Raw genomic sequence first — 26,407 nt, 5'->3', positions numbered from 1 at the left:
GATGGTAACACAATTACAGCCGGATGTTAGGGCTTATCTTCATGGTGGGGAGGTAATAAAAAGATACATAAGGGTCGAAGAGGTGGCTCATGAATATGGATTAAGTGTTGAAGAAACTGAATATATTGCTAAGGCGGCAGGTTCTTTATACAAGCTTACCCATATTCATTTAGTAAAAAAGGAAAGGTTTGATGAGTTTATGAAACACATATACAAAGTGCCTGGAACAAATAAACAGATAATTAAAAAGTTTGCGAGAATTGGAGAAGCTTCAATTATATACAGTATTGGCAGACATAGATTTATCGAGTTGGCTAGAGCAGCAGGTGCAACATATAAAATAAATGAGGGAACAGGGGGGACTGTGTTAATCAATTTGGAAATATTTGATAATTATATGGAGCAATTCAGACAACCTGCAAGACCTTTGAAAGAGCCGTTATATGGGCAGGAAGAAGGTGAATTGAATGAGTAACTCATATAAGTTCTATTCAGATACAAAAGACATTATGAAAAAATATGTAAATGCTACTGAGGGTGCCATTATTTATGGCATAAGTAAATCAAGGATTATGGTTTTGGCTTCTGAAGCAGGGGCAGTGTATAAGGTTGGAAATTCAGCGTTGATTAACACTGATATCTTTGAGATGTATTTGGAAAAATTTAAGGAACCAACAAGACCATTGCCCAAGCATATTTGGAATAAATTGTTAGGTGAAGAAAAAAGACCGCAATAGTACCTGTTTTGATAAAAAAGACCCGTGATTGTCACTTTCGGCATTATAGAAACTAATGTAATATATGGACATTCCAAGAAAAACTTGGGATGAACAATTTAATAATCAGTTACAGATTTGCAAAGTAGTTTGCACTGCAGAGTATCTGTAGGTAGTAAATTTACGGGGCATGTACCTGGAAGATGAAAGTCACAGCTATCATATTAGTAGCCTGATGGATCGAAAGATGAAGGGTGAGAAGTTGGATGGAAATCTGGAAAAAGAATTCGGCATGTTGCGTAAGGATAATCAACCACAGAGGGCGAGAAGTTTGTCCTTATCCTCAAAAGGCTAAAAGAGGAGATAGTGCTTCTGATAATTCAGAAGGGCGTCGTGAAACACATTTTGTGGCTCGTCTGTAACTCCCGGAGGTGAGAACACCTCTTTGTACACGGGGCGATATAGGAGTCTAGAAGACTGGCGTGTACCTACATGCTTAGCATTAAGCATAGCCATGTAGACTATATCACTTCCAAATTCAAATTTTGTCTATATGGCAACTAATTTGAAGGAGGATAAAGTGATGATGGGATTTAGCATAGCATTTATAATTATTGTTCTTATCGTATTGTATTCATTAGCAAGGACAGCAGGTGAGTCGGACAGGATATTGGAAAATATAAGAGAGCAATCACTCCTTGGAAGGGAGGAGAGCTCTGGTGGGAACAGTTGAAAAAAGAGATAAGCATAAGAAACGCAGGTTTGTATCTCCAGAAGAAAAGCTTGAAAGAGAATTAAAAGATTGTATGCATTGTAGATTCTTCTGGGGACATAACAACAGATGTGCCAATGGAACATGTTGTAAACCATCTAAGAAAAAAGAACAGAAACTTCCGACGGAATGTGTCGGATGTCCATATTATCAAGGGAATGGTTATTGTTTTCCTTGTATGCGAAAGCTGATAGGAAAGTAGGTGGTTAAGATGTTCAAGTGGCTGTTTAAGGAGAAAGGATGTGCAAAACATATGAATAACAAGTTAGAAGTAATCGGCATTGATCATGGTTGGTCAATGATGAAAACAATTTCTCAGGTATTTGTCACAGGAGTTAAGGAGATTACAACAACTCCGGCACTTTTCGGCGATGTACTTGAGTATGAAGGAAAGTTCTATAAGGTTGGAACTGTGAGGCAGGAAGTAAAGGATACAAAGGTCGAAGATGACAGCTTTTATCTTCTCACTCTTGCAGCAGTTGCTAAGGAACTTAAAAGAAGAGGTCTTGCAGAGGCAAAGGTATTCCTTGCAGTAGGACTTCCACTTACAAGGTTTGGTGCAGAGAAGAATGATTTTATCAAGTACCTGACAAAGAATAAGCGTGTAAGCTTCAAATATGAGAATGAGCCGTATTATATTGAAATGGATGATGTGGCAGTATTCCCTCAGTGTTATGCAGCAGTAGTGGACAAGATTCCTACAATGGCAAAGAAAACGCTGATAGTAGATATCGGTAGCTGGACAATCGACATTATGCCGGTAATCAACAAGTCACCGGATGAATCAAAGTGTGTGACGATACCAAAAGGTCTTATTACCTGTATGCGTTCTATCAATGAACAGTGTGTAAGACAACTTAACGGAGAGGTAGACGAGTCAGAGATACAGAACATCATGCGATATGGCAGGTCAGATATTGATGATGAATACTTTGCCATTATCAAGGCAGAGATAGAGGATTTTGTTGATAAGGTATATAACTCAATTCGTGAGTTTGGGTATAACTTAAAGACTACACCGATTGTATTTGTCGGTGGCGGGGCAGTTGTGATGAAGAATTTTGGTAGCCATGATGCCAAGAACATTTCCTATAACCTTGATGTAAAGGCAAATGCAAGAGGATATGAGCAGCTTGCCACGATGGGGCTTAAAAGCACTAAGCGATTATCATAAGGAGGCAGATGATGGGAAGAAGACTTGAATATGAAGTAAAAACTTCTGTCCGCCTCAACATGAGCAATCCTCAGCATGTGAAAATCAATGATGTGATTCAGAACCTTGATCCGAAGATTTTCAAATCTAAGAACCAGTTCATTATAGATGCGATTCAGTTCTACATTGATAATTATGGAAAAGAAACTTTTGTTATCAAGAAGAAGGAAAAAGAGAGGGCTGAATATATCCGGTCAGAAGATATTGATGACATTAAGGAAGAAGTCATTGAAGCAGCAACCAATGAGGCTAGGAAAGAGGTCATAAGGCTGTTAGGCGGAGTGATATCCGGGATGAATGTTGGTCAGCCGGTAATAATGCAGGCAGCCAATAGTGAAGCACAAGAACCTACAGAAGATGTTATGGACGATGCAGATGTTGCAGGACTTGCAATGGGATGGATGTCGAAAGGAGACTGATTATTATGAGAAGAGTTATGGGAGCCGTAGGAACAGTAATTTTAGAGATATTCAAGTGGATATTAAGGATAATTCTTGGAGCTTTGAAGCTGGTCTTAGGACTTGCCAAAATAATTCTTCTTCTATTCGCTATGGTGGTAAGGGTATTTCTTTCATTCGTAAGAATGGGCACATTTTGAGAGGAGGTGAGCATATATGCAGGCAAAGGGTTTATTCTTGAATTATAAGAAAGACAGACGACTTATGCAGTATTTCTTTAAAATAAGAGAGCTGGTATAATGAAAGGAGTTTAAGATGCACAGAATACGGGACAGTCCGATGTGTCCCGTGCATTACAGATAAATAGTTCACCGCAAGGGTGGATGGCACGGAACACAAAGCCCGTCCCTCTTGCGGAGAAGGGATGGGTGATTACTATGAAGAAGATAAGTATTATCTTATTATCCGCAGTACTGGTCTTTTCAATGGCTGCCTGTAATGGTGGTAAGGAAAAGGCTGATAATCAGACAGAGAAACAGACGGAAAGCGTAAAGCCAACTGAAGAAGTAGCAATGGCAACGGAAGCTGTCACAGAGGTCACAACCGAAGCTGGAAGTGATGAGACAGAGAAAGATATTGCCGAGGCTAAAGATTCAGAAGAGAAGACTGATAAAGAAGATAACCGATCCGCAGATAATGAAACTGCTTCAAAGCAGGAAGAAAAGCCAAAGCAGAATGACGAGCCGGAACAGAAAGCTCCTGTAAATGATAATGAGGAAGCTGGCGGAAATCAGAGTAATGCAGGTAATGGTGGTCAGACTACAGACAGTCCGAAAGACAATGTGAGCAACCCACAGCCTGCATCCGTGGCATACAGTCCACAGAATGTTGTGTCACTTGCAACAGCAAAGTGTCAGGCAGGAGGAATGATTACCACACAGCAGAATTTACAGAACCATTTGAATGATGGCAGTATCACGCAGGAAGAGTACAATGAGTATTATCCTTACGATGGTATGGAAGGCTCTTATTATAGTGTGTTTGTAGAGACAGACCTTAACAAAGCAAGTACCATTGATGGACAGCGGTTATCATCTGAGGATGCAATCGCAGAATATATTGCAAGTATGTTACTTTTGGAAACAGATCCGGTATTCTACATCAGTTATGATGGAGTTTACACGACAGGCGGCACAGACTATTACGAGTTTCGATGTCACAGATAAATAAAAACGAATAGAAGCAGAAGGAAGAAAGATGTAAGCCATAAACTTATGTCTTTCTTTTTTTATGCGTAAATTAAGGAGGAAAGAGCACATGAAACAGAAACTAAAGCGTTTTATGGCAGGATTTATGGCTATGCTCACACTGGTTGGAACACTCTTTACGAATGGTACAACAGCATTTGCAGCCAGTCCGCAGGCAAATATTGCGTTCTGGAATGCATCAGTCAAAAATTCCGGAGAAGTAAGTGAGCTAAAGCCCGGATTTAATCATGGCAAGATTCTGTATTCAATTCTTGACGGAAATTCGGCATATTGTATGAATTTCGGATTAAGAGCAGATGGCGGTCAGCTTATGAACAGCTACGATGATGCAAGCACATCAATGTCAGCACAGCAGAGAAAGCTTTTAAGTTACTGCCTTTATTATGGGTTTAACAGTACACAAAAGGCGGCACCAAGCAACAGCCAGTGTGATGAGTATATCGCAACTCAGGCAATGGTATGGGTAATTGTAGCAGATATTTTTGGAACTGGAAGTGGTGATTCGGCAGCGAGAAAGCTCTGCAACACAGCACCAAGTCCTGATTCTTCATACAGTTATTATGAGAGACTCAGGGACAATATCAGCAGCTCCTACAATGCAACACTTCCAAGTTTTGCATCACGCAGAACCAGTGAGGCACCAACTTATGAGCTGAAGTGGAATGAGGGAAGTCAGAGATTTGAAACAACATTATATGACAGCAATGGTGTTTTATCGGATTTTGATTTTGGCATCAGCGGATATTCTGTTGATAAGAATGGCAACAGTATTACCATATCTTCAACGAGTGTGAATACTACAGCTACAACAGGAACATTCACATCCAATGCAGGCAAGGTTGAGACAACATCAAGCTGTGTATTCTGGCTTACAGGAAAGAGCGGATATCAGGAGTTTATTTCTGAAAGACCGACAGCAGATCCTATCAAAGCCTATATCAAGGTCAAGACAGAGAACATCGGATATGGTGAGCTTACAAAGACAGACGAGTCAAGCGGAGTGAAGCTTTCCGGTGCAGTCTATGGAATCTATTCTGACAGCGGATGCACAAACAGAGTACAGACCATGACAACAGATGGAAACGGATATGCAAAGTCAGCTGCACTTGTTGCAGGCACTTATTATGTAAAAGAAATTACCGCACCAAAGGGATATGTCATTTCCGGTAAGGTTCATACACTTACTGTAAAAGCAGGACAGACAACGGGAATCTCTGCAACAGATAAAGAGCAGCTTGGAGCAATCACAATCTACAAAGAGGGTGAGGTGCTTAGCTCATGGAATGGAAGCAATTTCACCTATGAGAAAAAGAAGCTTTCCGGAGCAGCATTCAAGGTAACTGCCGGGGCAGATATCTACAAGGCAGATGGTACAAAGGTGTATAGTGCTGGCGATGTTGTAGCAGAAAGCCTAACAACAGGAACTGACGGACAGGTGGTATTATCTGACCTTCATCTTGGAACTTATGTGATTACTGAGATTAAGAGCATTGACGGATATACAATCAATACCACACCTCAGACAGTAGCAGTTGAGTATAAGGACCAGACTGTGACAGTCCAGTATGAATCAACTACGATTGAGAATACAAGACAGAAAGCGGATGTATCTGTCGTAAAGAAGGACTCTGACACAGAGAACCCTCTTGATGGCGGCAAGTACACACTTTATGCCGGAAATGACATCAAAAACTATGCCGGACAGGTTATTGTGACAAAGGGTACAGCTCTTGAGACAGTAACTACAGGTGAGGACGGAAAGGCAAGCTACAGCGCGGATTTGCCAATCTCTAACGGATATTATGTATCAGAGACACAGGCACCATATGCGTATATCAGAAACAGTAAAGATGTTTACAGCTTCAATTTCAATGTATTACCTGAAACACAGGCAAAGGCATCATTCAGTCATACATTTGTGAATGACAGAACGACAGCAAAGATTCATATCTACAAGGTAGACAAGGAATCAGGCAAGGCAGTTGCCCAGGGAGATGCAAGCCTTGAAGGTGCAGTTTATGGTCTTTATGTAAGAAACGATATCGTGCATCCGGACGGAGCAACAGGAGTCGTATTCAAAGCAGGTGACCTTGTAGCAACACTTACAACAGATAAGAATGGAGAGGCAGAGGTCAATAACCTTTACCTTGGAAATTATTATGTAAAGGAAATCACTCCATCAGAGGGGTATCTCTTAGACGAAGAGGAACATGATGTGGTATGTGATTATGAGGGAGACCTTGTAGCAGAGGTATCAAGAAGTACAACTTCAGCAGAGCAGGTAATCAAGCAGCCATTCCAGCTTATCAAGGTATCTGACAATGGCGATGATACTGAAGCAGGACTGCTTGCAGGTGCAGAGTTTACAGCTTATTTGAAATCATCTTTACCTGTAAAGGCAGATGGAAGTTATGACTTTGACAAGGCATCTCCGGTTGTAATCGGGGAAAACGGAGCAACAACAATCACATCCGATGACAAGGGGCATGCAGTTTCCATTGCAATTCCTTATGGAACTTATGTGGTAGTTGAGTCAAAGACTCCGCATAACATGAAGACGATCAAGCCATTTGAGGTAAAAATCAGCGAGAACCATCCTGACAAACCTCAGACATGGAGAGTATTCCTTGACAGGGAGTTTACTGCAAAGCTTCGTGTAATCAAGAAGGATTCCGATACAAAGCAGACAGTACTTGTGCCAAATGCAGAGTTTAAAATCTTCAATATTGATAAGAACGAATATGTAAAGCAGTACACAACTTATCCGTCAAAGGTAGAGCATACTTCATTCTTTACTGATGAGGACGGAGATTTAATCTTACCGGAGGCACTTAAAATCGGTAACTACCGCATTGAGGAAGTGTCTGCACCATTTGGATATGTTGTAAATGATAAGTATGTCAACATCTCGGTTGATACTGATACAGCATTTGAGACAGATGGTGATACAAATGATGCAATCATCACCGTGGAATATTCCGATGCCCCTGCAGTCGGAGAGCTGACTGTAGAAAAGAAGGGAGAGGTACTTGACGGATTCAAGAGTGGACTTCTTGCAAGCTCATATGAGAAAGAGTTTGTTTATAAGGAAGGCTCACTTGCCGGAGCAAAATTCAAAGTTTATGCTGCGGAAGATATTTACACAGCAGACAACCAGAAGGATGCAGACGGAAACCGCATTAAGTATTACAGCAAGGGAGACCTTGTGACAACTCTTACAACTGGCAAGGATGGAAAGGCAACAGCAAAGAATCTTCCTCTTGGACAGTACAGAGTTGTGGAAGTGGAAGCTCCATACGGATATGTATTAAATCCGAATGAGCAGAAAGTGACATTCACATATGTGGATGATAAGACACCTGTTATCAAGGAAAGCCTTACTTTCTCAGATGACAGACAGAAGCTTGATATGTCAGTGACTAAGCTTGATGCAGAAGATAACACACCGATTGCAGGTGCAGTATTTGGTCTTTATGCAGATGAGGATATCAAGAATGCTGATGGCAGAGTTATTATCGAGAAAGGCACACTTCTTGAGAAGGCAACATCTGATGAGAATGGAAAGATTGCTTTTGTTAAGAATTATCCATTTGCAAAATATGTTGCAAGGGAGCTTGTAAAGCCTGCTGGATATGTGACAAATGAGGAAGCAGTAAACTTTGATACAAAATATCAGGGACAGGATGTTAAGACTGCTGTATATAACAGCGAGTATAAGAACACTCCTACAACCTTTGAGTTTACAAAGACAGATATCACAAGCGGTGCAGAGCTTACAGGTGCAACACTTACTGTACTTGATAAGGATGGAAATGTGGTAGACACATGGACATCTGATGCTAAGGAAGCACATGTAATCAAGAGACTTGTAGTTGGAGAGATTTACACTCTTCGTGAGGAATTTGCTCCTTACGGATATCTCAAGGCAGCAGATATCCAGTTTACAGTTGAGGACACAGGCAAAGTGCAGCATGTAGAGATGAAGGATGAAGTTCCTACAGGTTCCATCGTTATCAATAAGGACGGCGAATTTGTAACAGATACCACTCTTATGAAGGGGTACTGGTACGACTTTATCTTCAATTTCTTCAAGGACAGCCTTGCAGGAGTAACTTTTGATGTATATGCAAAAGAGGATATCGTAAGTGCTGACGGACTTGACACTGTATATCATAAGACAGGAGACAAGGTGGCAACCATCGTGACAAATGATAAGGGTATCGCAAGAATTGATGACCTTCCACTTGGCAGATATTATCTTGTTGAGACAAAGACCATTGATGGATTTGTATTAGATGATACACCGATTGAAGCAGACCTTTCCTATATCGACCAGAATACAAAGGTTGTGTTTGCAGGAATGGATGTGACAAATGAGCGTCAGAAAGTGCAGATTACTGTAACCAAGACTGATTCAGAGACTAAGGAAGCACTTGAGGGAGCAGTATTCGGTTTATTTGCGAAAGAAGACATTGTGAACAAAGATGGCAAGGTAATCGTAAAAGCTGATACACAGATTGAGAGAACAGTAACAGGCAAGGATGGAAAGGCTGCATTTACCTCTGACCTTCCGCTTGGACAGTATTATGTCAAAGAGATTGAGGCCCCAAAGGGCTATGTGAAGTCTGATAAGATTTTTGATGTGGATGCTTCATATCAGGGAGATAAGGTAAAGGTTATCGAGTTTGAGGCAGCATTTGAAAATGCACCTATTAAGGTAGAAATTTCAAAGACTGATATCACAGGAGAGAAAGAGTTGCCTGGAGCAAAGCTTTCAGTAATTGATGCTGATGGAAAGCTTGTAGAAAGCTGGACATCTGAGGCTGGAAAGACTCATATGATCGAAAGACTTCCTGTTGGAAAGTACACACTTAGAGAGGAATCTGCACCATATGGATATAAGGTGGCAAGTGATGTAACCTTTGAAGTAAAGGAGACAGCAGAAATCCAGAAGGTATCCATGAAGGATGAGCAGGCAGTCGGTAAGATTGTCATTGAGAAAACTGACAAAGTAACCGGAAAGCCGATTGAGGGTGTTGTATTTGAAGTAAGGGATAAGGACGGAAAGGTGCTTGATACACTCACTACTGACAAGAATGGTCATGCAGAGAGCAAGGAGCTTCCTATCTGTACTTACAATGAGGATGGATCATTCAAAGAAGATATCCATTATACAGTTCTTGAGACTAAAGCAGCTGACGGATATATCCTTGATGGAACAGCTCACGATGTAACACTTCGATATGATGATAATGCACCGGATGTTGTTGTAGCAACTCTTAAGCTTGTCAATGTACCGACAGAGCCTAAGCTTCCACAGACAGGCGACAATGCAAATCCGCTTCTTTATCTTGGAATTGGTGCACTTGCACTTATTACAGGTGTTGGAGTCGGACTTCGTGGAAGAAAGAAAAAGAATAAACAGTAACAATTAACCTTGCGGGGAATGTAAGCCAGTGACTTATGTTCCCTGCTTTTTTAGATTAAGGAGGAACCGTAATATGATGAATTACGAGATTTTTAAGGAAGTAGTAAAAGAAAAGTTTATGGATTATATGCCTGAGAGGTTCAAAGGAATGGAGCTTGTGGCAGAACCCGTGGAAAAGGTGAATGTGACTCTTGATGGCATCATCTTAAGAGAGGAAGGCAGGAATATTTCGCCTACGATTTATATCAATGACATGTATAAGAAGTATCAGGACTGTGGTGATCTTGAGGAAACACTTATGGCTGCATGTGACTTTATGGAAAGGGCATATGAGCAGGTTCCGGTTGTTGATGTGGACAGTATTATGAAGGATGCTAACGAGAAGATTGTATTCCAGCTCATCAATACAGAGCAGAATAAGACATTTTTGGAACAGGTGCCGCACAGAGAGTTCCAGGATCTTTCTATTGTGTATAAGGTAATAATCAGTGCAGATAAGGATGCGGTACAGAGTTCAAAAATTACAAATGAATTTGCGAAAAGACTTGGAATGAGCGAGGAACAGCTCTTTAAGTATGCAGCGGAAAACACAAGAAGACTCTTCCCACCTGTCGTTCGTAGCATGAATGACATTATGAGAGAAATGTTCGCAAGGGATGGGATGCCTCAGGAGATTGCAGATATGATGATAGCCGAGATTCCACCGGAGCAGACGATGTGGGTGATTTCCAATGAAAAGGGTATCAATGGTGCAGCATCCATGCTTTATGAGAATGAGCTTCATGAGCTGGCAGAGAGTTTAGAGAGTGACCTTTATATTCTCCCTTCGAGCGTGCATGAGGTTATTGCAGTATCTTCAGATATGGGAAGCCCTGAGATGCTTGCACAGATGGTAGTCGAGGTAAATATGCAGGAGGTATCTTTGGACGAGAGACTTTCCAATCAGGTATATCACTATGATAAGGATTTAAGAAAACTCACCCTTGCAACTGATACACCGAACAAGAGACTTGATGGTATCGTTGCAGAATCTCCCCTTGTATATGATGCGAAGGAAAAGTCCAGATAGGAGGCAGTTATGGAGCAGGAACTTACAATGGAAGAACTCATTGCTCTCATAAACAGCCAGAAAGGTGACTTTGTTATCCGTGTCGAGTTTGGAGAGGAGGCGGTGTCTGATGCCAAAGAAGAATGACTTCAAGCTTGATGTGGTTTCGGTAAGACTTGTAAAGGATGCTCCGATTTATTCGGAGCATACCTTTAACAATCCGGCGGATATAGCTGCTGTCATGGGAGACTGTATGTGCCAGTTTGACAGGGAAGTAGTGTGTGTGGTCAATCTAAGGTCAGATTTAAAACCTATCAATGTGCATTTTGCAAGTGTTGGCTCTTTAAATGAGGCAATGGCACATCCGAGAGAACTGTTTAAATCAAGTATCTTAAGCAATGCCGCAAGCATGATGTTAATCCATTGTCATCCATCCGGGAACGTATTCCCAAGCAAGGCAGACACGATGATGACGGATCGCATGAACAAGCTGTGTGAGCTGATGGGAATACCTCTCATTGACCATATCATAGTCGGTGGTGACAATCGTGAATTTTTCAGTTTCAGGGAAAAAGGCATGATTGATAATCCTAAGATTACCCTGAGCACGGATTACCGGACACTTGATATCAAGTCACCGCTTGTAGCAGAGCAGGGAAAGGCAAGGTGAAAGCATGGATGGAAGATTTACGGATGAAGAGCTTGCCATAGCAAAGAGTGTTGACCTGTGTGCAGTTGCAGAAAGCCTTGGGTATACAGTAAAGAGGATTGGCAAATACCACACTTTAAAGGAGATGGATTCCATTCGTATCTATAACAGAAGCCATTGGTACAGATGGTCAAGGCAGTTTGACAAAGGCAACAATGGCGGCTCACAGATAGATTTCTTACGGGTATTTTGTGGAATGAGTGTAAAAGAGGCTGTGTTCTGGCTTTTAGATTTTGCAGGATACAGAAGAATCGAGAATCCTGTAAAGCAGCCACTTGTTCATCAGGTATCGCAGAAGCAGGCAGAGGAGAGAAAGCCGTTTGTCCTACCGGAACCTGCAGGAGATAATTCCTATCTTATTTCATATCTGAATCAGGAGAGAGGAATCAGCAGAGCAGTCATAGATCTGTTTTTAAAAGATGGACTGATTTATGAGAGCAGGCATTACCACAATGTCGTTTTCAAAGGAAATGATAAAAATGGAGTGACAAGATTTGCAAGTATGCGGGGAGTGTTTGATAAGCAGGGTAAGCCATTCAAGTGTGATGTCACAGGAAATGATAAGAACTATGGATTTAATGTGGTAAATGAGAACAGTACAGAGCTTGTAGTATTTGAGGCAGCAATCGACCTTATGAGTTATGTTGATATCTTCACGGATTATGAATCAAATAAGCTGGCACTTGGAATGCTTGCAGATGCACCACTTGAGACATTTCTTCGGGAACATCCGCAGATTACTTCCATCCGGTTCTGCCTTGATGGAGATGAGCCGGGGAGAAAAGCAGCTACTGAACTTATGAGAAAGTATTATGAGCTTGGATATGAGGTAGAAGACTGTCCGCCTCCAGCCGGATATAAGGATTACAACGAGTGGCTTGTGGCTGCAAAGCTTAATCTGAACCAGATGAATCAGAGAGCAGATGAACCAGTCAGGGCATGAGAAATCGGATTTTGATGTGTGGGGGCAGAAAGCGCCCCCAAAACAGCAAAGTGGGGGCAGAAAGCGCCCCCAAAATGTCAAAGTGGGGGCAGAAAGTGCCCCCACAATTTGGACACGACAAAATCCAGACTGAAGTAAAAATAAAAGTGGGGGCGGAAAACGCCCCCAAAATAACAAAATGGGGGCAGAAAGTGCCCCCAAAGTAGCAAAGTGGGGGCAAAAAGCGCCCCCACTTTCATAAACAGAGGGTTTTAGGGAGATTTTCTCCCTAACTAGATGGCATTAGGACAGAGATGTCTCTAATGCGTATCTAGCCGTAAACCTAAGAGATTCAGACAGGCGTGTGGGTGGAAGAGATATACAAAACACGGATAAGGGAGGTGCAGGAAAGCAATGGATAAAGAACTTACAATAATCGCAGAACCAGAGGAACTTATTGCCTGGGCAGACACATTTGATATCTTACTAAACCCTTCGATAGAAGATGCTGCAATTCTGCTTAACTATATGGAAGGACATGATTATGCCATTGGCATAGATTCAGATGGGAAGATGTACAGGCAGGATATTGCTGAAGAGAATGGCGAGATAGAACCATATTCGATTGATGATGTTATAGATATTGTCTGTGAATGGAACTATGAACTGATACTTGATGCGGAAGCACACAGGAGTGATCCAAAGGATTTTAACGACTATAACGAGTATCAGAACAAGTATGAAAGTCTGAAAGCAGATGAAAAGAGACTGGACAGATTGTTCGACAAGACCAGTCATGGTAAGGAGCTTATAGCAGTTGCCACAGAGCTTGCAGACAGGGTTATTGCCCAGCTGGGTAATAAAGAACTTGAAAAGGCTGCTGTAACAGTAGCAGAAGGAATAAGAGAATACAGTACGGGTAAGAGAGGAAGGTGATCCTATGGCAGATAAAGTTCATTGTATAAGGAAAACACTAAGACTTATGCCACAGGAAGCGAAAGTGCTTTCTGATAAGGCAAAGGCTAATGGAATGAATGAAGCCGAATATATCAGGCTTCTAATCAGTCAGAAACCAAATGATTATCCGGAAGTAAGGAAACTTCTTAAAGAGCTTATCAATGAGGTAAACCGTATCGGCATTAACATCAATCAGATTGTATTTAACAGTAATGCTCAGATATATTCCAAGAAAGATAAGGAACAGCTTGTGGCATATATGAAAAAGCTGAATCAATCTGTCAGCGAGGCGGTGGTAAAGATTGGCAATCAGTAAGATACTTCACATGAAGGACAGCGGGAATTCTTTTCATGCAAGGCATTTAAAGCGGGCACTGGATTATGTAATGAATCCTGAGAAAACGCAGGGAGGAAGACTTGTGGGAGCCATAAACTGCCAGGCAGATATGGCTTTTGAACAGATGATGGATACAAAGAAGAAGTTTGGAAAAACAGACAAGCGACAGGGGTATCATATCATTCTTTCTTTCAAAGAGGATGAGGTGGAACCAGACAGGGCTTTTGAGATAACACAGAAGTTTGTAGCAGAATATCTTGGTGATGCCTATGAAGCGGTATTTGTGGTTCATGATAATACAGACCATGTTCATTCACACATTGTATTTAACAGTGTAAGCTTTGTGGATGGGAAAAAGTATCGCTACGAGAAAGGTGACTGGGCAAAGTATATCCAGCCGATTACCAATAAGCTGTGTCAGGAGTATGGTCTTTCCATTATAGATGTGGAGGATGGCAGCAAAGAGAAACAGCACGAGAATTATAAGGATTGGAGCGAATATCGTGAAGGCAGCTTTGTGTGGGCAGATATGATAAAAAGAGATCTTGATGCCTGCATTTTACAGGCAAATGATTTCAGTGGATTTCTGGAGCTGCTGTCGGAAAAAGGATATGAGGTCAAGCAGGGAAAGTATCTGGCAGTCAGACTACAGGGGATGACAAGATTCAGAAGATGTAAGACTCTTGGCGAGAATTATTCACAGGAAGCTATTGTGGAGCGTATTGCTAAGGAAGATTTATCCTTTTACCAGTCACAGAATGAGGAAAGGCAGGCAGCGATAGTAAAGTGCTATGTCAAAAGATACCGCAGGGCGAAGATGTCAGGCTTGCAGAAAAGATATTATGCAAAGCTTTACCGGATTGGAAAGCTGAAAAAGAAGCCATATAGTCAGGTATGGAAGTATAAGGATGATATCCGAAAGATGCATAAGCTACAGGAGCAGTATCTATTTTTGGTAAGGCATAAGATTGAGAGTGCGGAAGAACTTGTATCGGTACTTGATAATCTGACGGATAAGAAAAAAGAAGCATCAAAGGAAAAGAGTAAGACCTATAAGGCTAAGGAAAGATTCAAAGATATTTTTGACAAGGCAGAACAGATCCGGGGGCTTGATGATGCGGAATCGTGTTATCAGAGTGGGGATACCTTCTTTGAAGACGAGCACAATGCATGGGAAAGGCTTAACACTGAGCTTCTGGCACAGGGATATAGTGTGGAAGAGGTCGAGAGTCTTAGAAAAAAATATGAGAGCAAGTATGCACAGGACTGTAAGACAGAACGGGCGGTATCAAAGGAACTTAGCCTTGGAAGATCAATATGGAAGGAACTTACTGTATCAGCTTCGGCAGAAGAGAAGCAGTATGACAAAGAAACAATAAGAGACAGAAAAGAACAGCCGGTACATTAGGCTGTTTTTTTAGTGGTTAGGAGGCATATATGGAAGAAAAAAGAGAGCCATTAAGTGAAATGGCGATTGAGAGAAAGATACAGATTCTTCGTAATAAGCATATGGACAGTGAGGTTATTGCTCTTGTCAAAAGCGATTATGAATATGGACTGACTGATGATGAAATCGGTCTGTATCTTAAAAAAAGTTATGACATTGAGCAGATGAGGGTGTTATCAAAATGTCTGCATAAGGGTGTATCAGAAGAGTTGTTAACGCTGCTGAAAGATAGCAGGATGGCAGCACCTAAGATGCAGACAGCATTGGATTACTATGAAAAAGGTGTGCCGATTGATGCAATCAGAGAGGTAGTCCAAAAAGATGATACAGCAGTAAACATGCGCAGGATGTTTGATGTGGTATTAGATAAGCTTAATAAAGCCAAAGAGCAGATACCACAGGATTTAGAGTATGTGAAAAGTCTTGTAGCTCAGATGGATGAAGTGGTGGAAAAAATCAATCACCAGAATGAAAGGTATGATGCCCTGAATAAGAAGCTTTCTGAAATAGAAACTTCCAAAGATGACGAGGAAGTCAGGGAGCGTCTGGTCAAGGAGAATCAGGATAAGGATGCTCTTATCAACAGTCAGCAGAATGAACTGAATAAGGCAAGCAGTACGATTGCAAGGCTCAGGGATGATATTGAGAAAAAGGATAAGGAGATGAAGCGTATGGGAGACAGAATAGAGTCATTGGAAGATAAGATCATAAGTGTTGCCATAGAGAATAAGAAAGGGGCAGAAAGTAAGGCAGAGCCGCAGGAAAGCCAGTCCGTATCACAGGCAGAAAAAATGATGGTAGATACGGTGGCAGTTCCGCAGAATATGCAGGCTACGGCAAATGGAATACCAGTGTATTATCAGCTTCCGGTTGTGGATGTGTCAGGTCATGTGGTGCAGAGACTTCCAATCGAGAGAAGTGTCAGAAAGAACAGTAACAATGGTATGATGGGACTTTTTTCAAGACTGTGTTTTAAGAAAAAGTCCAGAGCAGACATTGTGAAGCTTGTTGCATCGGGTGATCTTGTTCCGGCGCAGCTTGTGCAGATTAAGAGTGCAATAGAAAAGGGACTTACTGAGTCACAGCTTGTAGAACTTATAAACAACAACATTTCAGCGGAAAAGATGAAGGAGATCATTGAGATTGCTGTGCTTGAAAACAGCATGGCAGATTAGGAGGAACTTATGAATTTAGCAGTAGTAAATGAAGCAGTAACAGAGATGAATGGTGTGGAGCATCAGTTTACAGAGGAAGAGAAAAACTTTGTTGTTCAGTTCGCATTCAGAAGCGGCAGCAAGGAAGATACGATTTCTCTTATTGAAGCTTTGGCACATTCAGCGGATAAGGCTGAGTCGGACGAGATTATGGTCACATACAGGTCTAAATATGATATGAAGCCAGCATGGGTGGAGCAGGTGGAAAACCTGCTTGTGGCACTTGAAATGTACCGTATCGAGGAGGAAAAAGCAATCAATCATCTGGCAGATATTTTGACTGCTTATGGTATTGATGTATCAGCCGAGGAAATCCGTACTACAGAGACAGAAACACTTAAAACAACAGTCAGAGAGAAAGTGGAGGTGCGATAATGGCAGAAGAGATTCAGGAAGCGGTGCAGATCATCCGTGTTGCTTATGATGGCATTGAGATTGCCATGAAGGTAGGAAGTGGCGGAATAGCTGCCATGCAGAAGGCAATAGATTTCTTAAAAGGGATGCTTGATTATGAAAAGTCACTTGGCAAGACATCCATGAGAAAGCTGATCTTAAAAGGTGGCGATTTACAGGTGTTACAGTTTAATACCGAAGATATGAAAAAGGTTGAAAAGATGGCAAAGAAGTATGGAATCCTGTATTCGGTACTTCCAGACTGTAACAGGAAAGACGGACTGAGTGAGGTAATCTTTCATACAGAGGCAGTTCCCCGTGTGAATATGATGATACAGAAGCTCAAGTTTGGTAAGATTGCCACATTTGACGATTATCTGAAGAATGGAGATGAAAAATCCCTTGGCAAGCTGATGGATTTTTTGAAGAAACAGCAGGGAAACGAGAAAAGCCACACGATAGAAGGGGATAGGGTTAATACCGCTATTGACGGACTGATCGAAAAGGTCGGAATGTTTGCAATGGAAAAGAAAGCTATCAGTGTGGATCAGGTCAAGGAAAATTTCAGTATCAATGGTGAGCAGGCTGAAAGTGTTATCAGACAGCTTGAGACAATCGGTGTGCTTGGCAGCAAGAATGAGGATGGCACCCATACAGTCATGATGGACAAGGATGCATTTATCAACCGTGTCAGAGGCTATCAGGACCTTGCTGAGAGAATGAGGGCAGTTGCAGCATCAAAAAATGCGAACCTGTCAGATGTGACAATCAGCAAGAAGCTGATTATCGAAGAAAATGACCATGCTGTTAAGACCAGAGTTCCCGGCACATGGGGAGAAGAGGCAAGATATGTATGGCTCCGTAAGGAAAACATCATGGAGATTCATGGTGGAAAGACAATGCTTACCTTCCTTGATTCAACCAAGGATTATAAGCTCTACGATGAGCAGAATCGTGTGGTGACAACCCAGAAAGGAACCGAGCTTTATACTCACTACGACAAGGTGGAGTCATCTGTCAGGGAGCGTTACGAGAAAGTGCAGAAGCAGCAGAAAAAGACCACACAGAAGAAAACTGTTACCACAAAGAAAGCGAGGTAGCAGCCTATGCAGACAACAAAGAAAAAGCCGTCACTGATATTCATCCTTGTGGGTGCAGTGTTAGCAGGGTATCTTGGTTATCTGATAAATGGTGCGTGGACGGAAGGGATTGCCTTTAATGAATTTATGGACAGATTCAATGAAGTATGTGCTGTTCCTTTTGCCAATTATTACAATTCCAATACAGTAAAAGCAGTAGCCATTGCATTAGGTATCTATGCGATGGCTATTGTCATGTATTACACCAGTCAGAGAAACTATATGCCTGGCAAAGAATTTGGTACGGCAAGATTTGAAAATCCGAAGCAGGTCAACAAGATACTTGCAGATAAGGATGAAAATTTCAACCGGATACTCAGCCAGAATGTGAAGATGTCGCTGGATTTCAGGAGACTCAAGCTCAATGGAAATATCCTTATCTGTGGTGGTTCCGGAGCAGGAAAAACATTTTATGAAGTAAAGCCGAATCTGATGCAGATGCCGCATAACTGTTCCTTTATCTGTACCGATCCAAAGGGAGAAATCCTTAGAAGCTGCGGGCAGATGTTAAAAAATAACGGATATAACCTGAAAGTCATTAATCTGTTAGAGATGGATAAATCAGACTGTTACAATCCATTTTCCTATATCAGAGAGGAAACAGATGTGGTCAAGCTGATTACAAACCTTATCAGCAATACGACACCAAAGGGAGCGACACCAAGTGATCCGTTCTGGGAAAAAGCGGAAGGATTGTTCTTACAGGCTATCTTTTATTATGTGTGGCTGGAGGTACAGCCGGCAAAGAGAAACTTTGAGACAGTACTTAAACTTCTTGGAGAGGCAGAGGTTACAGAGCAGGGGAAGGCATCAAAGCTGGATGTGCGTATGAAGTTTTTAGAGGAAAGTTCCCCACTCGGAGCCAATCATCCGGCAGTCAAGCAGTACAACAAATGTATGAGAGGTGCAGGAGATACCGTCCGTTCCATTATCATCAGTGCCAACTCAAGACTTGCATTTCTTGAAAATAAGCAGGTTTTACGATTACTCTCCAAAGATGAGCTTAATCTGTCCGATATCGGTATTGGTGTAAACGGAGATGGGGAGACAAAGACAGCACTCTTTTGTGTAATCCCGGATAGTGACAAATCCTATAACTTTATTATCGGTATGTTATACACGCAGATATTTCAGGAATTGTACTATCAGGCAGACTTTAATTGTGGTGGAAGGTTGCCAATCCATGTGACATTTATGTTAGATGAATTTGCGAATGTCGCATTGCCAGATGACTTCTGTTCACTGTTATCGACAATGCGAAGCCGTGAGATTTCAAGTATTATCATTATTCAGAACTTTGCCCAGTTAAAAGCACTTTTTAAAGATACCTGGGAGACAATTCCCGGCAACTGCGATACGTTCATCTATCTCGGTGGAAACGAGCAGAGTACGCATAAGTATGTGTCAGAGCTGCTTGGAAAAGGTACGATTGATAAGAAGTCAAGTGGAGAAACAAAGGGCAGACAGGGAAGCTCTTCAAGAAACTATGATGTATTAGGCAGAGAATTGTTTACACCCGATGAAGTCAGAAAGCTGGATAACAAAAAGTGTATTATCTTTATCCGTGGTTTTGATCCTATCATGGATAATAAGTTCATACCATTCAATCATCCGATGTTTAATCAGACAGCAGATGGCAAGGGAGAGCCTTATGTTCATCAGATAAGGGGAGCAGATAATCTTATCGGTCCGCCATTTGAGATTCTTTCAGACAAAGCAGTTAAGTATTATGAAAAACTGAAGGATAAGGGCGAGAATGTGTATATAGACTCTCTTACCTATGAGCAGTTTATGATGCTTGGTGATGCGGAATTAAGCAGAAGATTCTCCATGCAGGATGAAGCAGAGCAGAAAGCAAAGATAGACAGAGAACAGGCAAATGAGCTTGAGTATGTTGATGAATCACAGAAGTCAGATGCTGCAGAAAGTGCTAACGCTTCTAATGGAAGTGCTGGAGCTAAGCCTGTAAGGAATCCTGAGAGGGAAAAGCCTAAGTGGGAGGATACCATCACAAACAGAATGCTGCATTGGTCATATACACCGGAGCAGAAAGAAGAGGTGAAGAAAGCACTTGCTGCAGGTGTTCCCAAAGCAACGATTCTTACTTACTTTTATCCGGAGGTTACTGTGGAGAAGATGAGTTCTTATCGGAAGAAGCATTAAATGATATCGCATAGGAACAGAAAATGTGGTATACTGTGTCTATGTGAAATGAATGTGTTTTACAAATCGGAATTGACCGAATAAGTTAATCGTGCCACATGGCTTGATTATAAATACAAAGATAAAAACGCAATGTACATTAAAAATGTACTAGAGCTGGTAGGTAGCCCAGCCGTCCTATGCAAATAGGGTAAGTAACCTGCCCCTCCGGGTTGTCCATTCTTTGTTCAATTCATTTTAGGAGGGATTCTTATGGACAAAGCAAGTGGAAAACTGACGGTATATTTTGAAGAACCATTTTGGGTAGGTGTATTTGAACGTATTGAAGATGGTAAACTATCTGTGGCGAAGGTAACATTTGGTGCAGAACCAAAGGATTACGAAGTGCAGGAATATATTCAAAAATACTATTTTAGTTTGAAATTCAGTCCGGCTGTTGAAACTGTTGTAAAGGATATAAAAAGAAATCCAAAGCGTATGCAACGAGAAGCAAAAAAGCAGACGATGGAAACAGGCATTGGCACAAAATCGCAGCAGGCATTAAAATTACAACAGGAACAGAACAATCAGGAGCGTAAAGAGAGAAGCCGCAAGAAAAAAGAGGCGGAAGAACAGCGAATGTTTGAGTTGAAACAGCAAAAGAAAAGAGAAAAGCATAAGGGGCATTAAAGTCCCTTGGGCTTTTGCACAATTCGATATTTAGCGGAGGAATCATTATGTGTGGAATGAAAACTGATTTATAAATAAAAATAAATCGGAGGTTTATATGAATTATTCAATAAGAGAATTAAAACGAGACGAAAATAAGATATTAGATACTTTTTTGTACGAGGCGATTTTTATTCCTGAAGGTGTTCCTATACCGTCCAAAGATATCATTAACAAACCAGATTTGCAGGTATATGTAAAAGACTTTGGTGAGAACAAGGGAGACTTATGTTTGGTTGCTCAAGTTGCGGATGAGATTGTTGGTGCTGTATGGGTTCGGATTATGAATGATTACGGGCATATAGATAATGAAACACCGTCTTTTGCAATTTCACTTCTTAAAGAGTATAGAAACTATGGTATCGGAACAGAATTAATGAAACAGATGCTAATGAAATTAAAACTAGAAGGATATAAACAAGCATCATTGGCTGTTCAAAAGATGAATTATGCTGTCCGTATGTATAGGAAGGTAGGATTTGAAATCGTTGATGAAAATGGTGAAGAATATATTATGATTTGTAAATTATAGGAACTTTCAATTTCAAGTTTGTCTGACTCATAAATAATTTAATAACAGGATTATGAGCACTTTAGCCAATAACAGGTTAAGGTGCTTTTTTCATGCCATATAAGGAGGTGGTTGAAGCACAACGCATCGGGGAAAGCCCGATTAATCATTACAACAGGCATTGCCTGATAATCATATAGTAAAAAAACAAAGACAGAGAGGAATGTATATATTCCATTCGGAAATCAGCCGGATTGGAATGTGTACATTCCTTTCTGGCTTTTTCCATATCTGTCACACATCAAGAAAAAGGAGATTTTTATCATGAGAAAAGAACAGATTACAGTAACTAACAATTCAGTCTGCAATAGTGCAGAAAACAAGGGTTTGGAGGGAAAAGGCATGAAGAGAGGATTACCTCATTTTAAGAAAAGAATGGTTCCGGCAGTATCCGGAGCACTTATGGGAGCAATGCTTATGAGCACTACTTGTTTTGCAGCAGGTACAGGTACTTCCGCAGTAACACAGCCACTTGAGAACTTAAAGACACTTATCATTGCAGTAATCGGTGCGGTAGGTGTCATCATTCTTGCAAAGAATGTCATGGAGTTCGCACAAGCCTACCAGCAGCAGGATTCATCTACCATGAACTCCGCTCTGAAAGGAATTGTGGCAGGTGTCATGATGGCTGGTATTTCAACAGTTCTGACATTCTTAGGCTTCTAAGATTGGGGAAATGCATTTCCCCTTTTAGTAAAAGGAAAGAGGTGAATAACAAGTATGGATATTTTTAAGCTTGGAGACAAGATCCTTGCACTTCTTGAGGCGGTGTTTGGGTTTTGGAACAATCAGATATCCCTGGTCTTTGCAATGCTTGGACAGTCACCGGTCAGTTTCAAGGGCGGAGGTCCCTGGGCAGTCATTGAGGGTATAGAGCCGGTCTTTGTAGCGGTCGGCTCATCCCTCGTTGTGCTGTTCTTTGTTATCGGTTTCTGCTCGGAAAGCATAGATGTAAAAGATGAGATGAGGTTTGAATCAATCCTGCGTATGCTTATCCGACTGGGACTTGCAGAATGGTTTGTTGCAAATAATGTCACGATTATGAAAGCATTTTTTACTTCCATAGGAAATCTGGTGGGACTTATATCTGCCGGGACAACGACGCAGCTTGCCATTGACAGTACACAGGCAGACATCATTAAGGGACTCGGATTTGGTGAAAGTCTGGTAATGCTGATACTTACAGCTTTGCTTGCAATCATCATTATTATCTGTGGATTTTTTATCATCTACACAGTGTATTTCAGGTTCTTAAAGATTCTGATTATTGTGCCGCTTGGTGCGATTGCCTGCTCCACGATGGCAGGAAACAGAATGGTCAGTCATACAATGGCTACCTACTGTAAATATTTCTTGTCATGTGTGTTTGAGGCAGTAACGATGGCACTTGCGATTGTGGTATGTAATGCATTTATCAATGCAGGACTTCCGGCATTTACAGGAAGTTATGCTGACTGGGCACAGACACTTATATATCTGTGTGAAATGACATTTACGATAGCAATGACTGTTGGAAGCGTGAAGGGTGCACAGACACTTACGAGCAAGGCATTTGGATTATAGAAGGAGGCAGAAATGGATAATGAAAAGAAACAGGTTACTTATAATTCAAGTATAACCGGAGAAACGCAGGTGACATTTGATATCCAGCAGTATATGAATAACAGGGCAATGTTTATTGGTCTTATGTGTAATGAAGATGGATATGAGGAACCTTTTGGGGATGTGACTGTGAATTTGTCGGTTGCAGCACCAAATTACTGCGGATATCTGAATGTGAATGACATGCCGGATATTGAAAAGTTTATTACAGACAATGACATTGGAGAGTTTACGGGATTTACGCAAAGGAGCGGTTTCTGCGAATATCCACTTTATCTGTTCAATGTAGATAAGCTTAGGGAATTGTGTCCGGATGGAATGGATAAGTATGAGGCAAATATTGGAATGACAAGAAAGCCGGAGACAAAGGATTTATCAAGATAGGAGGCAGGGACAATGGTAATCGAAGTAAACAAGGATATTGACCGCTATCAGGAATCGGTTGCGATGGGACTTACTGCAAGGCAGCTTATATTTTCCATTGCAAGCGTAGTGGTCGGTGGCGGTATTGTCCTTCTTCTTTACAAGTATATCGGTCTTACGGGTTCTGCTTATGTGGCAATTCCCTGTGTGGCACCGATTGCTCTCGGTGGTTTCTATTCCTTTAATGGGATGAATTTCTACGAGTATATGGGAAAGAAACTGCATTTTATGTTTGGCAACAGGGCACTTACTTATGTGTCAACAGAGGGAGAGCCTGCAATAAAGCAGTTAGAAGCAGAGCAGAATGAACAGGTAAAGAAGAAAGGCAGAAAGGCTGAACCGGAGACTGTAACAGCTGATTCGGCTGTAAAGAAGCAGGAGGAGTTTGAAGCGATGAAGAAAAAGACGAGAAACATGCTGCTTGGACTTGTCGCAGTCATTGTGGCGGCAGCAGCTGGTATTGCAGCATATAAGGCAATGCATTAGAAACGAATAGTATCTGACCGCAAGGTCGGGAACACAGCCCGCAGGGTGAAGTTCCCGGCGGGCTTTCATTATAAGAAAGCGAGGTTAGAGACATGGGTTTATTTACAGACGGATTTAAGTTATTAAAGAAGGCGAGTGAGCCTTTGTATAAGACACCTAAATCCATTCAGGAAACCATAGAGATTATGGCGGTGGCTGAAAACGGCATTTTTGAAGTAAGCAAAAATAAGTATTCCAAATGCTACCGCTTTTGCGACATCAATTACACGACAGCAACCGAGGATGAGCAGATCGGTATTTTCGAGAGATACTGTAAGTTCTTAAATTCGCTGGACTGTAATTATAAGATTACGATCAACAATAAGAACAAAAACATGGATGAACTCCGTGACAAGGTTCTGATTGCTGAGAAAAACGATGGCTTCAATAATTATAGAAGAATCTACAATGACATCATTGAGGAGAAGATTATTGAGGGCAGACAGGGGATTGAGCAGGAGAGATACCTGACAATCACGATTGAGAGAAAGAATTTCGAGGAGGCAAAGGCACAGTTTGCAACCCTTGAGGCAACGATACACAAGGCTTTCATTGAGCTTGGTGCGGAGATTGTACCACTTAATGGCAATGAGAGACTGAAAGTGCTCTATGACTATTATCATCTTGGAGATGAGGGCAGCTTTGATTTTGATATCAAAAAGGCAAAGAAGGTCGGGGCAGATTTTAGAAATGATCTGTGCAATGGGATGGTGAAATATTTCCCAGACCATTTTGAGGATGAGAGTAAATTCTGCAAGGCGCTTTTCATCAAAAAGTATCCGAGCAGTTTGTCAGACAGATTCATCAATGAGATTACTTCCCTTCCGGTTCATTCCATCACGAGTATTGATGTGGTGCCCGTACCAAAGGATCTGACTACAAAGGTGCTTCAGAAGAAATACCTTGGTATTGAGTCGGATATCATTAAGCAGCAGAGAGTCCGTAATAAGAATAACGACTTTTCTACGGAAATCTCATATGCCAAGAGAACGGAGAAAAAGGAGATTGAGGAAATCATGGATGATGTCCGTGAGAATGACCAGTGCCTTTTCTTCGTGGGAGTAACCATTATTCTTATGGCAGAAAGCAAGAAGGAGCTTGAGAGTGTATGTGAGACAGTAGAGACTATCGGAAAACGTAACAGTTGCACAATTGATACACACTACTTAAAGCAGAGGGAAGCACTCAACACAGCACTTCCGATTGGAGTAAGACAGGTGGAGACTATGCGTACCCTTCTTACCCAGTCACTTGCGGTGCTTATGCCATTCAATGTGCAGGAATTAAATGACAGCACCGGCAACTATTATGGTATCAACCAGATCAGCAAGAATGTGAATATCGGCAATAGAAAGAAGCTCATCAATGGAAATGGCTTTGTATTTGGTGTGCCGGGTTCCGGTAAATCCTTCTTCTGTAAGATGGAGATGGGCAGCGTATTCTTGTCGGGAGATGATGAAATAATCGTCATAGATCCAATGAACGAGTACTTTGATATTGCCGAGACTTATGGCGGAACTGTAGTAAATATGTCTACCTACACGGATAACTATGTGAATCCGCTGGATATGGATGTATGGAGCCTTGATCCGAATGATTCAAAGGGAATGGTAAGAGAAAAGGGCGAGTTTATGCTTGGACTTTGTGAGCAGTGTATCGGGGACAGCTTAAATTCAAGACAGAAGTCAATCATTGATCGTTGTGTGAGAAAGCTGTATATCGACATTGCAAGGAGCAAAGAGAAGTATATCCCGGTGATGAGTGATTTTTACGATATCCTTATGGCACAGCCGGAGGATGAGGCAAAGGACATTGCATTGTCTTTGGAGCTTTTCGTAAATGGTTCACTTAATATTTTCAATCATCAGACAAATGTGGATGTGGATAACAGATTCACAGTATATGGCATCAGGGACTTAGGTACGGAGCTTAGTCCTATCACAATGCTTGTCATGATGGAGTCTATTCAGAACAGGATTGTTGAGAATGGCAAGAGAGGCAAGGCAACATGGCTCTATATTGATGAGTTTCACGTCCTGCTTAATTCCGAGTATTCCGCAAAATATCTGCAGCAGCTCTGGAAGAAAGTAAGAAAGCAGGGAGGACTTTGTACCGGTATCACGCAGAATGTTGTCGATCTGTTGCAGAATTACACAGCAACAACAATGCTTGCAAACTCAGAGTTCGTGGCACTTTTAAAGCAGGCAAACACGGACAGTTCCAAGATGGCGGAGGTTATCGGAGTATCAGAGGCACAGCTTCGATTCGTAACCAATACTGCATCGGGAATGGGGCTTATTAAGTGTGGCTCAGTGGTAATTCCATTTGATAATCAGATTAGTAAGGATACAGATTTGTACAGGCTGTATAATACCAACATTCATGAGAAGATTGCAGAACAGAAGAAACGTGAAATGCAGAATAATGTCGAATAATGTTGATAGAGGTCGCAAT

The 26,407-nt window shown here is 41.5% G+C and carries 25 protein-coding genes; all 25 read left to right on the top strand.

Going from position 1 to position 26,407, the window contains the following annotated elements:
* Position 1 precedes the first annotated feature (1 nt).
* The 25 genes from DW922_RS09450 (at position 2) to DW922_RS09320 (ending at position 26,388) form a co-directional block, all read left to right on the top strand.
* Positions 2-475 carry a DUF6462 family protein gene (locus tag DW922_RS09450; protein ID WP_117813370.1) on the top strand — a complete coding sequence of 158 codons (474 nt, stop codon included), beginning with the start codon at positions 2-4 and terminating at the stop codon, positions 473-475.
* Positions 468-737: a DUF6462 family protein gene (locus tag DW922_RS09445; RefSeq protein ID WP_173863481.1), complete on the top strand. Its 270-nt coding sequence runs from the start codon at positions 468-470 to the stop codon at positions 735-737. The genes DW922_RS09450 and DW922_RS09445 overlap by 8 nt, the downstream gene beginning before the upstream one ends.
* A gap of 562 nt (positions 738-1,299) precedes the next feature.
* Positions 1,300-1,449, top strand: coding sequence for a hypothetical protein (locus DW922_RS09440; protein ID WP_015567903.1), 150 nt, complete (start codon positions 1,300-1,302; stop codon positions 1,447-1,449).
* A gap of 292 nt (positions 1,450-1,741) precedes the next feature.
* The gene (locus DW922_RS09430; RefSeq protein ID WP_050755693.1) at positions 1,742-2,662 is read left to right on the top strand and encodes a ParM/StbA family protein; all 921 of its coding nucleotides are present in this window, start codon (positions 1,742-1,744) and stop codon (positions 2,660-2,662) included.
* 8 nt (positions 2,663-2,670) lie between these two features.
* Positions 2,671-3,120: a hypothetical protein gene (locus DW922_RS09425; protein ID WP_004611520.1), complete on the top strand. Its 450-nt coding sequence runs from the start codon at positions 2,671-2,673 to the stop codon at positions 3,118-3,120.
* Positions 3,121-3,125: 5 nt separating this feature from the next.
* A complete protein-coding gene (locus DW922_RS09420; RefSeq protein WP_182433597.1) occupies positions 3,126-3,299 on the top strand; it encodes a hypothetical protein in 174 nt (57 codons plus the stop codon).
* 237 nt (positions 3,300-3,536) lie between these two features.
* The gene (locus tag DW922_RS09415; RefSeq protein ID WP_226801079.1) at positions 3,537-4,325 is read left to right on the top strand and encodes a hypothetical protein; all 789 of its coding nucleotides are present in this window, start codon (positions 3,537-3,539) and stop codon (positions 4,323-4,325) included.
* A gap of 91 nt (positions 4,326-4,416) precedes the next feature.
* Positions 4,417-9,795 carry a SpaA isopeptide-forming pilin-related protein gene (locus DW922_RS09410; protein WP_195715040.1) on the top strand — a complete coding sequence of 1,793 codons (5,379 nt, stop codon included), beginning with the start codon at positions 4,417-4,419 and terminating at the stop codon, positions 9,793-9,795.
* A gap of 73 nt (positions 9,796-9,868) precedes the next feature.
* Positions 9,869-10,864, top strand: a complete 996-nt coding sequence (locus DW922_RS09405) for a DUF5688 family protein (RefSeq protein ID WP_118300744.1) — start codon at positions 9,869-9,871, stop codon at positions 10,862-10,864.
* Between the two features lie 109 nt (positions 10,865-10,973).
* Entirely contained in the window at positions 10,974-11,513 is a 540-nt protein-coding gene (locus DW922_RS09400) for a JAB domain-containing protein (RefSeq protein WP_004611525.1), read from the top strand.
* A gap of 4 nt (positions 11,514-11,517) precedes the next feature.
* Positions 11,518-12,495, top strand: coding sequence for a DUF3991 and TOPRIM domain-containing protein (locus DW922_RS09395; RefSeq protein WP_118300743.1), 978 nt, complete (start codon positions 11,518-11,520; stop codon positions 12,493-12,495).
* 393 nt (positions 12,496-12,888) lie between these two features.
* On the top strand, positions 12,889-13,410 hold the full coding sequence (locus DW922_RS09385; protein ID WP_118300739.1) for a multidrug transporter: 522 nt from the start codon (positions 12,889-12,891) through the stop codon (positions 13,408-13,410).
* A gap of 4 nt (positions 13,411-13,414) precedes the next feature.
* Complete coding sequence (mobC, locus tag DW922_RS09380; protein WP_118726446.1) at positions 13,415-13,747, top strand: plasmid mobilization relaxosome protein MobC; 333 nt, start codon at positions 13,415-13,417, stop codon at positions 13,745-13,747.
* Positions 13,734-15,176 (top strand): relaxase/mobilization nuclease domain-containing protein, encoded by a 1,443-nt coding sequence (locus DW922_RS09375; RefSeq protein WP_347560295.1) that lies wholly within the window; start codon positions 13,734-13,736, stop codon positions 15,174-15,176. The genes mobC and DW922_RS09375 overlap by 14 nt, the downstream gene beginning before the upstream one ends.
* 29 nt (positions 15,177-15,205) lie before the next feature.
* A complete protein-coding gene (locus tag DW922_RS09370; RefSeq protein ID WP_118726444.1) occupies positions 15,206-16,390 on the top strand; it encodes a hypothetical protein in 1,185 nt (394 codons plus the stop codon).
* 9 nt (positions 16,391-16,399) lie between these two features.
* A complete protein-coding gene (locus tag DW922_RS09365; protein ID WP_006858865.1) occupies positions 16,400-16,804 on the top strand; it encodes a hypothetical protein in 405 nt (134 codons plus the stop codon).
* Entirely contained in the window at positions 16,804-17,922 is a 1,119-nt protein-coding gene (locus tag DW922_RS09360; RefSeq protein ID WP_118726443.1) for a PcfB family protein, read from the top strand. Before DW922_RS09365 ends, DW922_RS09360 begins: the two co-directional genes overlap by 1 nt.
* A 6-nt stretch (positions 17,923-17,928) precedes the next feature.
* On the top strand, positions 17,929-20,124 hold the full coding sequence (locus DW922_RS09355; protein WP_118726442.1) for a VirD4-like conjugal transfer protein, CD1115 family: 2,196 nt from the start codon (positions 17,929-17,931) through the stop codon (positions 20,122-20,124).
* 252 nt (positions 20,125-20,376) lie between these two features.
* Positions 20,377-20,793: a YjdF family protein gene (locus DW922_RS09350; RefSeq protein ID WP_004611536.1), complete on the top strand. Its 417-nt coding sequence runs from the start codon at positions 20,377-20,379 to the stop codon at positions 20,791-20,793.
* 97 nt (positions 20,794-20,890) lie between these two features.
* Complete coding sequence (locus DW922_RS09345; protein ID WP_118726441.1) at positions 20,891-21,364, top strand: GNAT family N-acetyltransferase; 474 nt, start codon at positions 20,891-20,893, stop codon at positions 21,362-21,364.
* 303 nt (positions 21,365-21,667) lie between these two features.
* The gene (locus DW922_RS09340; RefSeq protein WP_118726440.1) at positions 21,668-22,069 is read left to right on the top strand and encodes an electron transporter RnfA; all 402 of its coding nucleotides are present in this window, start codon (positions 21,668-21,670) and stop codon (positions 22,067-22,069) included.
* 54 nt (positions 22,070-22,123) lie between these two features.
* The gene (locus tag DW922_RS09335) at positions 22,124-22,966 is read left to right on the top strand and encodes a hypothetical protein (protein ID WP_008120647.1); all 843 of its coding nucleotides are present in this window, start codon (positions 22,124-22,126) and stop codon (positions 22,964-22,966) included.
* Positions 22,967-22,978: 12 nt separating this feature from the next.
* On the top strand, positions 22,979-23,389 hold the full coding sequence (locus DW922_RS09330) for a DUF4313 domain-containing protein (protein ID WP_004611541.1): 411 nt from the start codon (positions 22,979-22,981) through the stop codon (positions 23,387-23,389).
* Positions 23,390-23,401: 12 nt separating this feature from the next.
* The gene (locus DW922_RS09325) at positions 23,402-23,914 is read left to right on the top strand and encodes a PrgI family protein (protein WP_006858872.1); all 513 of its coding nucleotides are present in this window, start codon (positions 23,402-23,404) and stop codon (positions 23,912-23,914) included.
* Between the two features lie 92 nt (positions 23,915-24,006).
* On the top strand, positions 24,007-26,388 hold the full coding sequence (locus tag DW922_RS09320) for a VirB4-like conjugal transfer ATPase, CD1110 family (RefSeq protein WP_118726439.1): 2,382 nt from the start codon (positions 24,007-24,009) through the stop codon (positions 26,386-26,388).
* Positions 26,389-26,407: the final 19 nt, after the last annotated feature.

Source organism: Clostridium sp. AM42-4, assembly GCF_003480105.1.
Lineage (GTDB): Bacteria > Bacillota > Clostridia > Lachnospirales > Lachnospiraceae > Brotaphodocola.
The sequence above is the reverse complement of the archived record's forward strand: the minus strand, read 5'-3'. Positions and strand labels throughout refer to the sequence as shown.

Coding starts and splice junctions, on each gene's coding strand:
- DW922_RS09330 (WP_004611541.1), top strand. CDS start 22,979: ATGGATAATGAAAAGAAACAGGTTACTTATAATTCAAGTATAACCGGA.
- DW922_RS09425 (WP_004611520.1), top strand. CDS start 2,671: ATGATGGGAAGAAGACTTGAATATGAAGTAAAAACTTCTGTCCGCCTC.
- DW922_RS09365 (WP_006858865.1), top strand. CDS start 16,400: ATGAATTTAGCAGTAGTAAATGAAGCAGTAACAGAGATGAATGGTGTG.
- DW922_RS09450 (WP_117813370.1), top strand. CDS start 2: ATGGTAACACAATTACAGCCGGATGTTAGGGCTTATCTTCATGGTGGG.
- DW922_RS09335 (WP_008120647.1), top strand. CDS start 22,124: ATGGATATTTTTAAGCTTGGAGACAAGATCCTTGCACTTCTTGAGGCG.
- DW922_RS09430 (WP_050755693.1), top strand. CDS start 1,742: ATGAATAACAAGTTAGAAGTAATCGGCATTGATCATGGTTGGTCAATG.
- DW922_RS09420 (WP_182433597.1), top strand. CDS start 3,126: ATGAGAAGAGTTATGGGAGCCGTAGGAACAGTAATTTTAGAGATATTC.
- DW922_RS09370 (WP_118726444.1), top strand. CDS start 15,206: ATGGAAGAAAAAAGAGAGCCATTAAGTGAAATGGCGATTGAGAGAAAG.
- DW922_RS09355 (WP_118726442.1), top strand. CDS start 17,929: ATGCAGACAACAAAGAAAAAGCCGTCACTGATATTCATCCTTGTGGGT.
- DW922_RS09400 (WP_004611525.1), top strand. CDS start 10,974: ATGCCAAAGAAGAATGACTTCAAGCTTGATGTGGTTTCGGTAAGACTT.
- DW922_RS09360 (WP_118726443.1), top strand. CDS start 16,804: ATGGCAGAAGAGATTCAGGAAGCGGTGCAGATCATCCGTGTTGCTTAT.
- DW922_RS09415 (WP_226801079.1), top strand. CDS start 3,537: ATGAAGAAGATAAGTATTATCTTATTATCCGCAGTACTGGTCTTTTCA.
- DW922_RS09385 (WP_118300739.1), top strand. CDS start 12,889: ATGGATAAAGAACTTACAATAATCGCAGAACCAGAGGAACTTATTGCC.
- DW922_RS09325 (WP_006858872.1), top strand. CDS start 23,402: ATGGTAATCGAAGTAAACAAGGATATTGACCGCTATCAGGAATCGGTT.
- DW922_RS09320 (WP_118726439.1), top strand. CDS start 24,007: ATGGGTTTATTTACAGACGGATTTAAGTTATTAAAGAAGGCGAGTGAG.
- DW922_RS09340 (WP_118726440.1), top strand. CDS start 21,668: ATGAGAAAAGAACAGATTACAGTAACTAACAATTCAGTCTGCAATAGT.
- DW922_RS09350 (WP_004611536.1), top strand. CDS start 20,377: ATGGACAAAGCAAGTGGAAAACTGACGGTATATTTTGAAGAACCATTT.
- DW922_RS09410 (WP_195715040.1), top strand. CDS start 4,417: ATGAAACAGAAACTAAAGCGTTTTATGGCAGGATTTATGGCTATGCTC.
- DW922_RS09345 (WP_118726441.1), top strand. CDS start 20,891: ATGAATTATTCAATAAGAGAATTAAAACGAGACGAAAATAAGATATTA.
- DW922_RS09445 (WP_173863481.1), top strand. CDS start 468: ATGAGTAACTCATATAAGTTCTATTCAGATACAAAAGACATTATGAAA.
- DW922_RS09440 (WP_015567903.1), top strand. CDS start 1,300: ATGATGGGATTTAGCATAGCATTTATAATTATTGTTCTTATCGTATTG.
- mobC (WP_118726446.1), top strand. CDS start 13,415: ATGGCAGATAAAGTTCATTGTATAAGGAAAACACTAAGACTTATGCCA.
- DW922_RS09395 (WP_118300743.1), top strand. CDS start 11,518: ATGGATGGAAGATTTACGGATGAAGAGCTTGCCATAGCAAAGAGTGTT.
- DW922_RS09405 (WP_118300744.1), top strand. CDS start 9,869: ATGATGAATTACGAGATTTTTAAGGAAGTAGTAAAAGAAAAGTTTATG.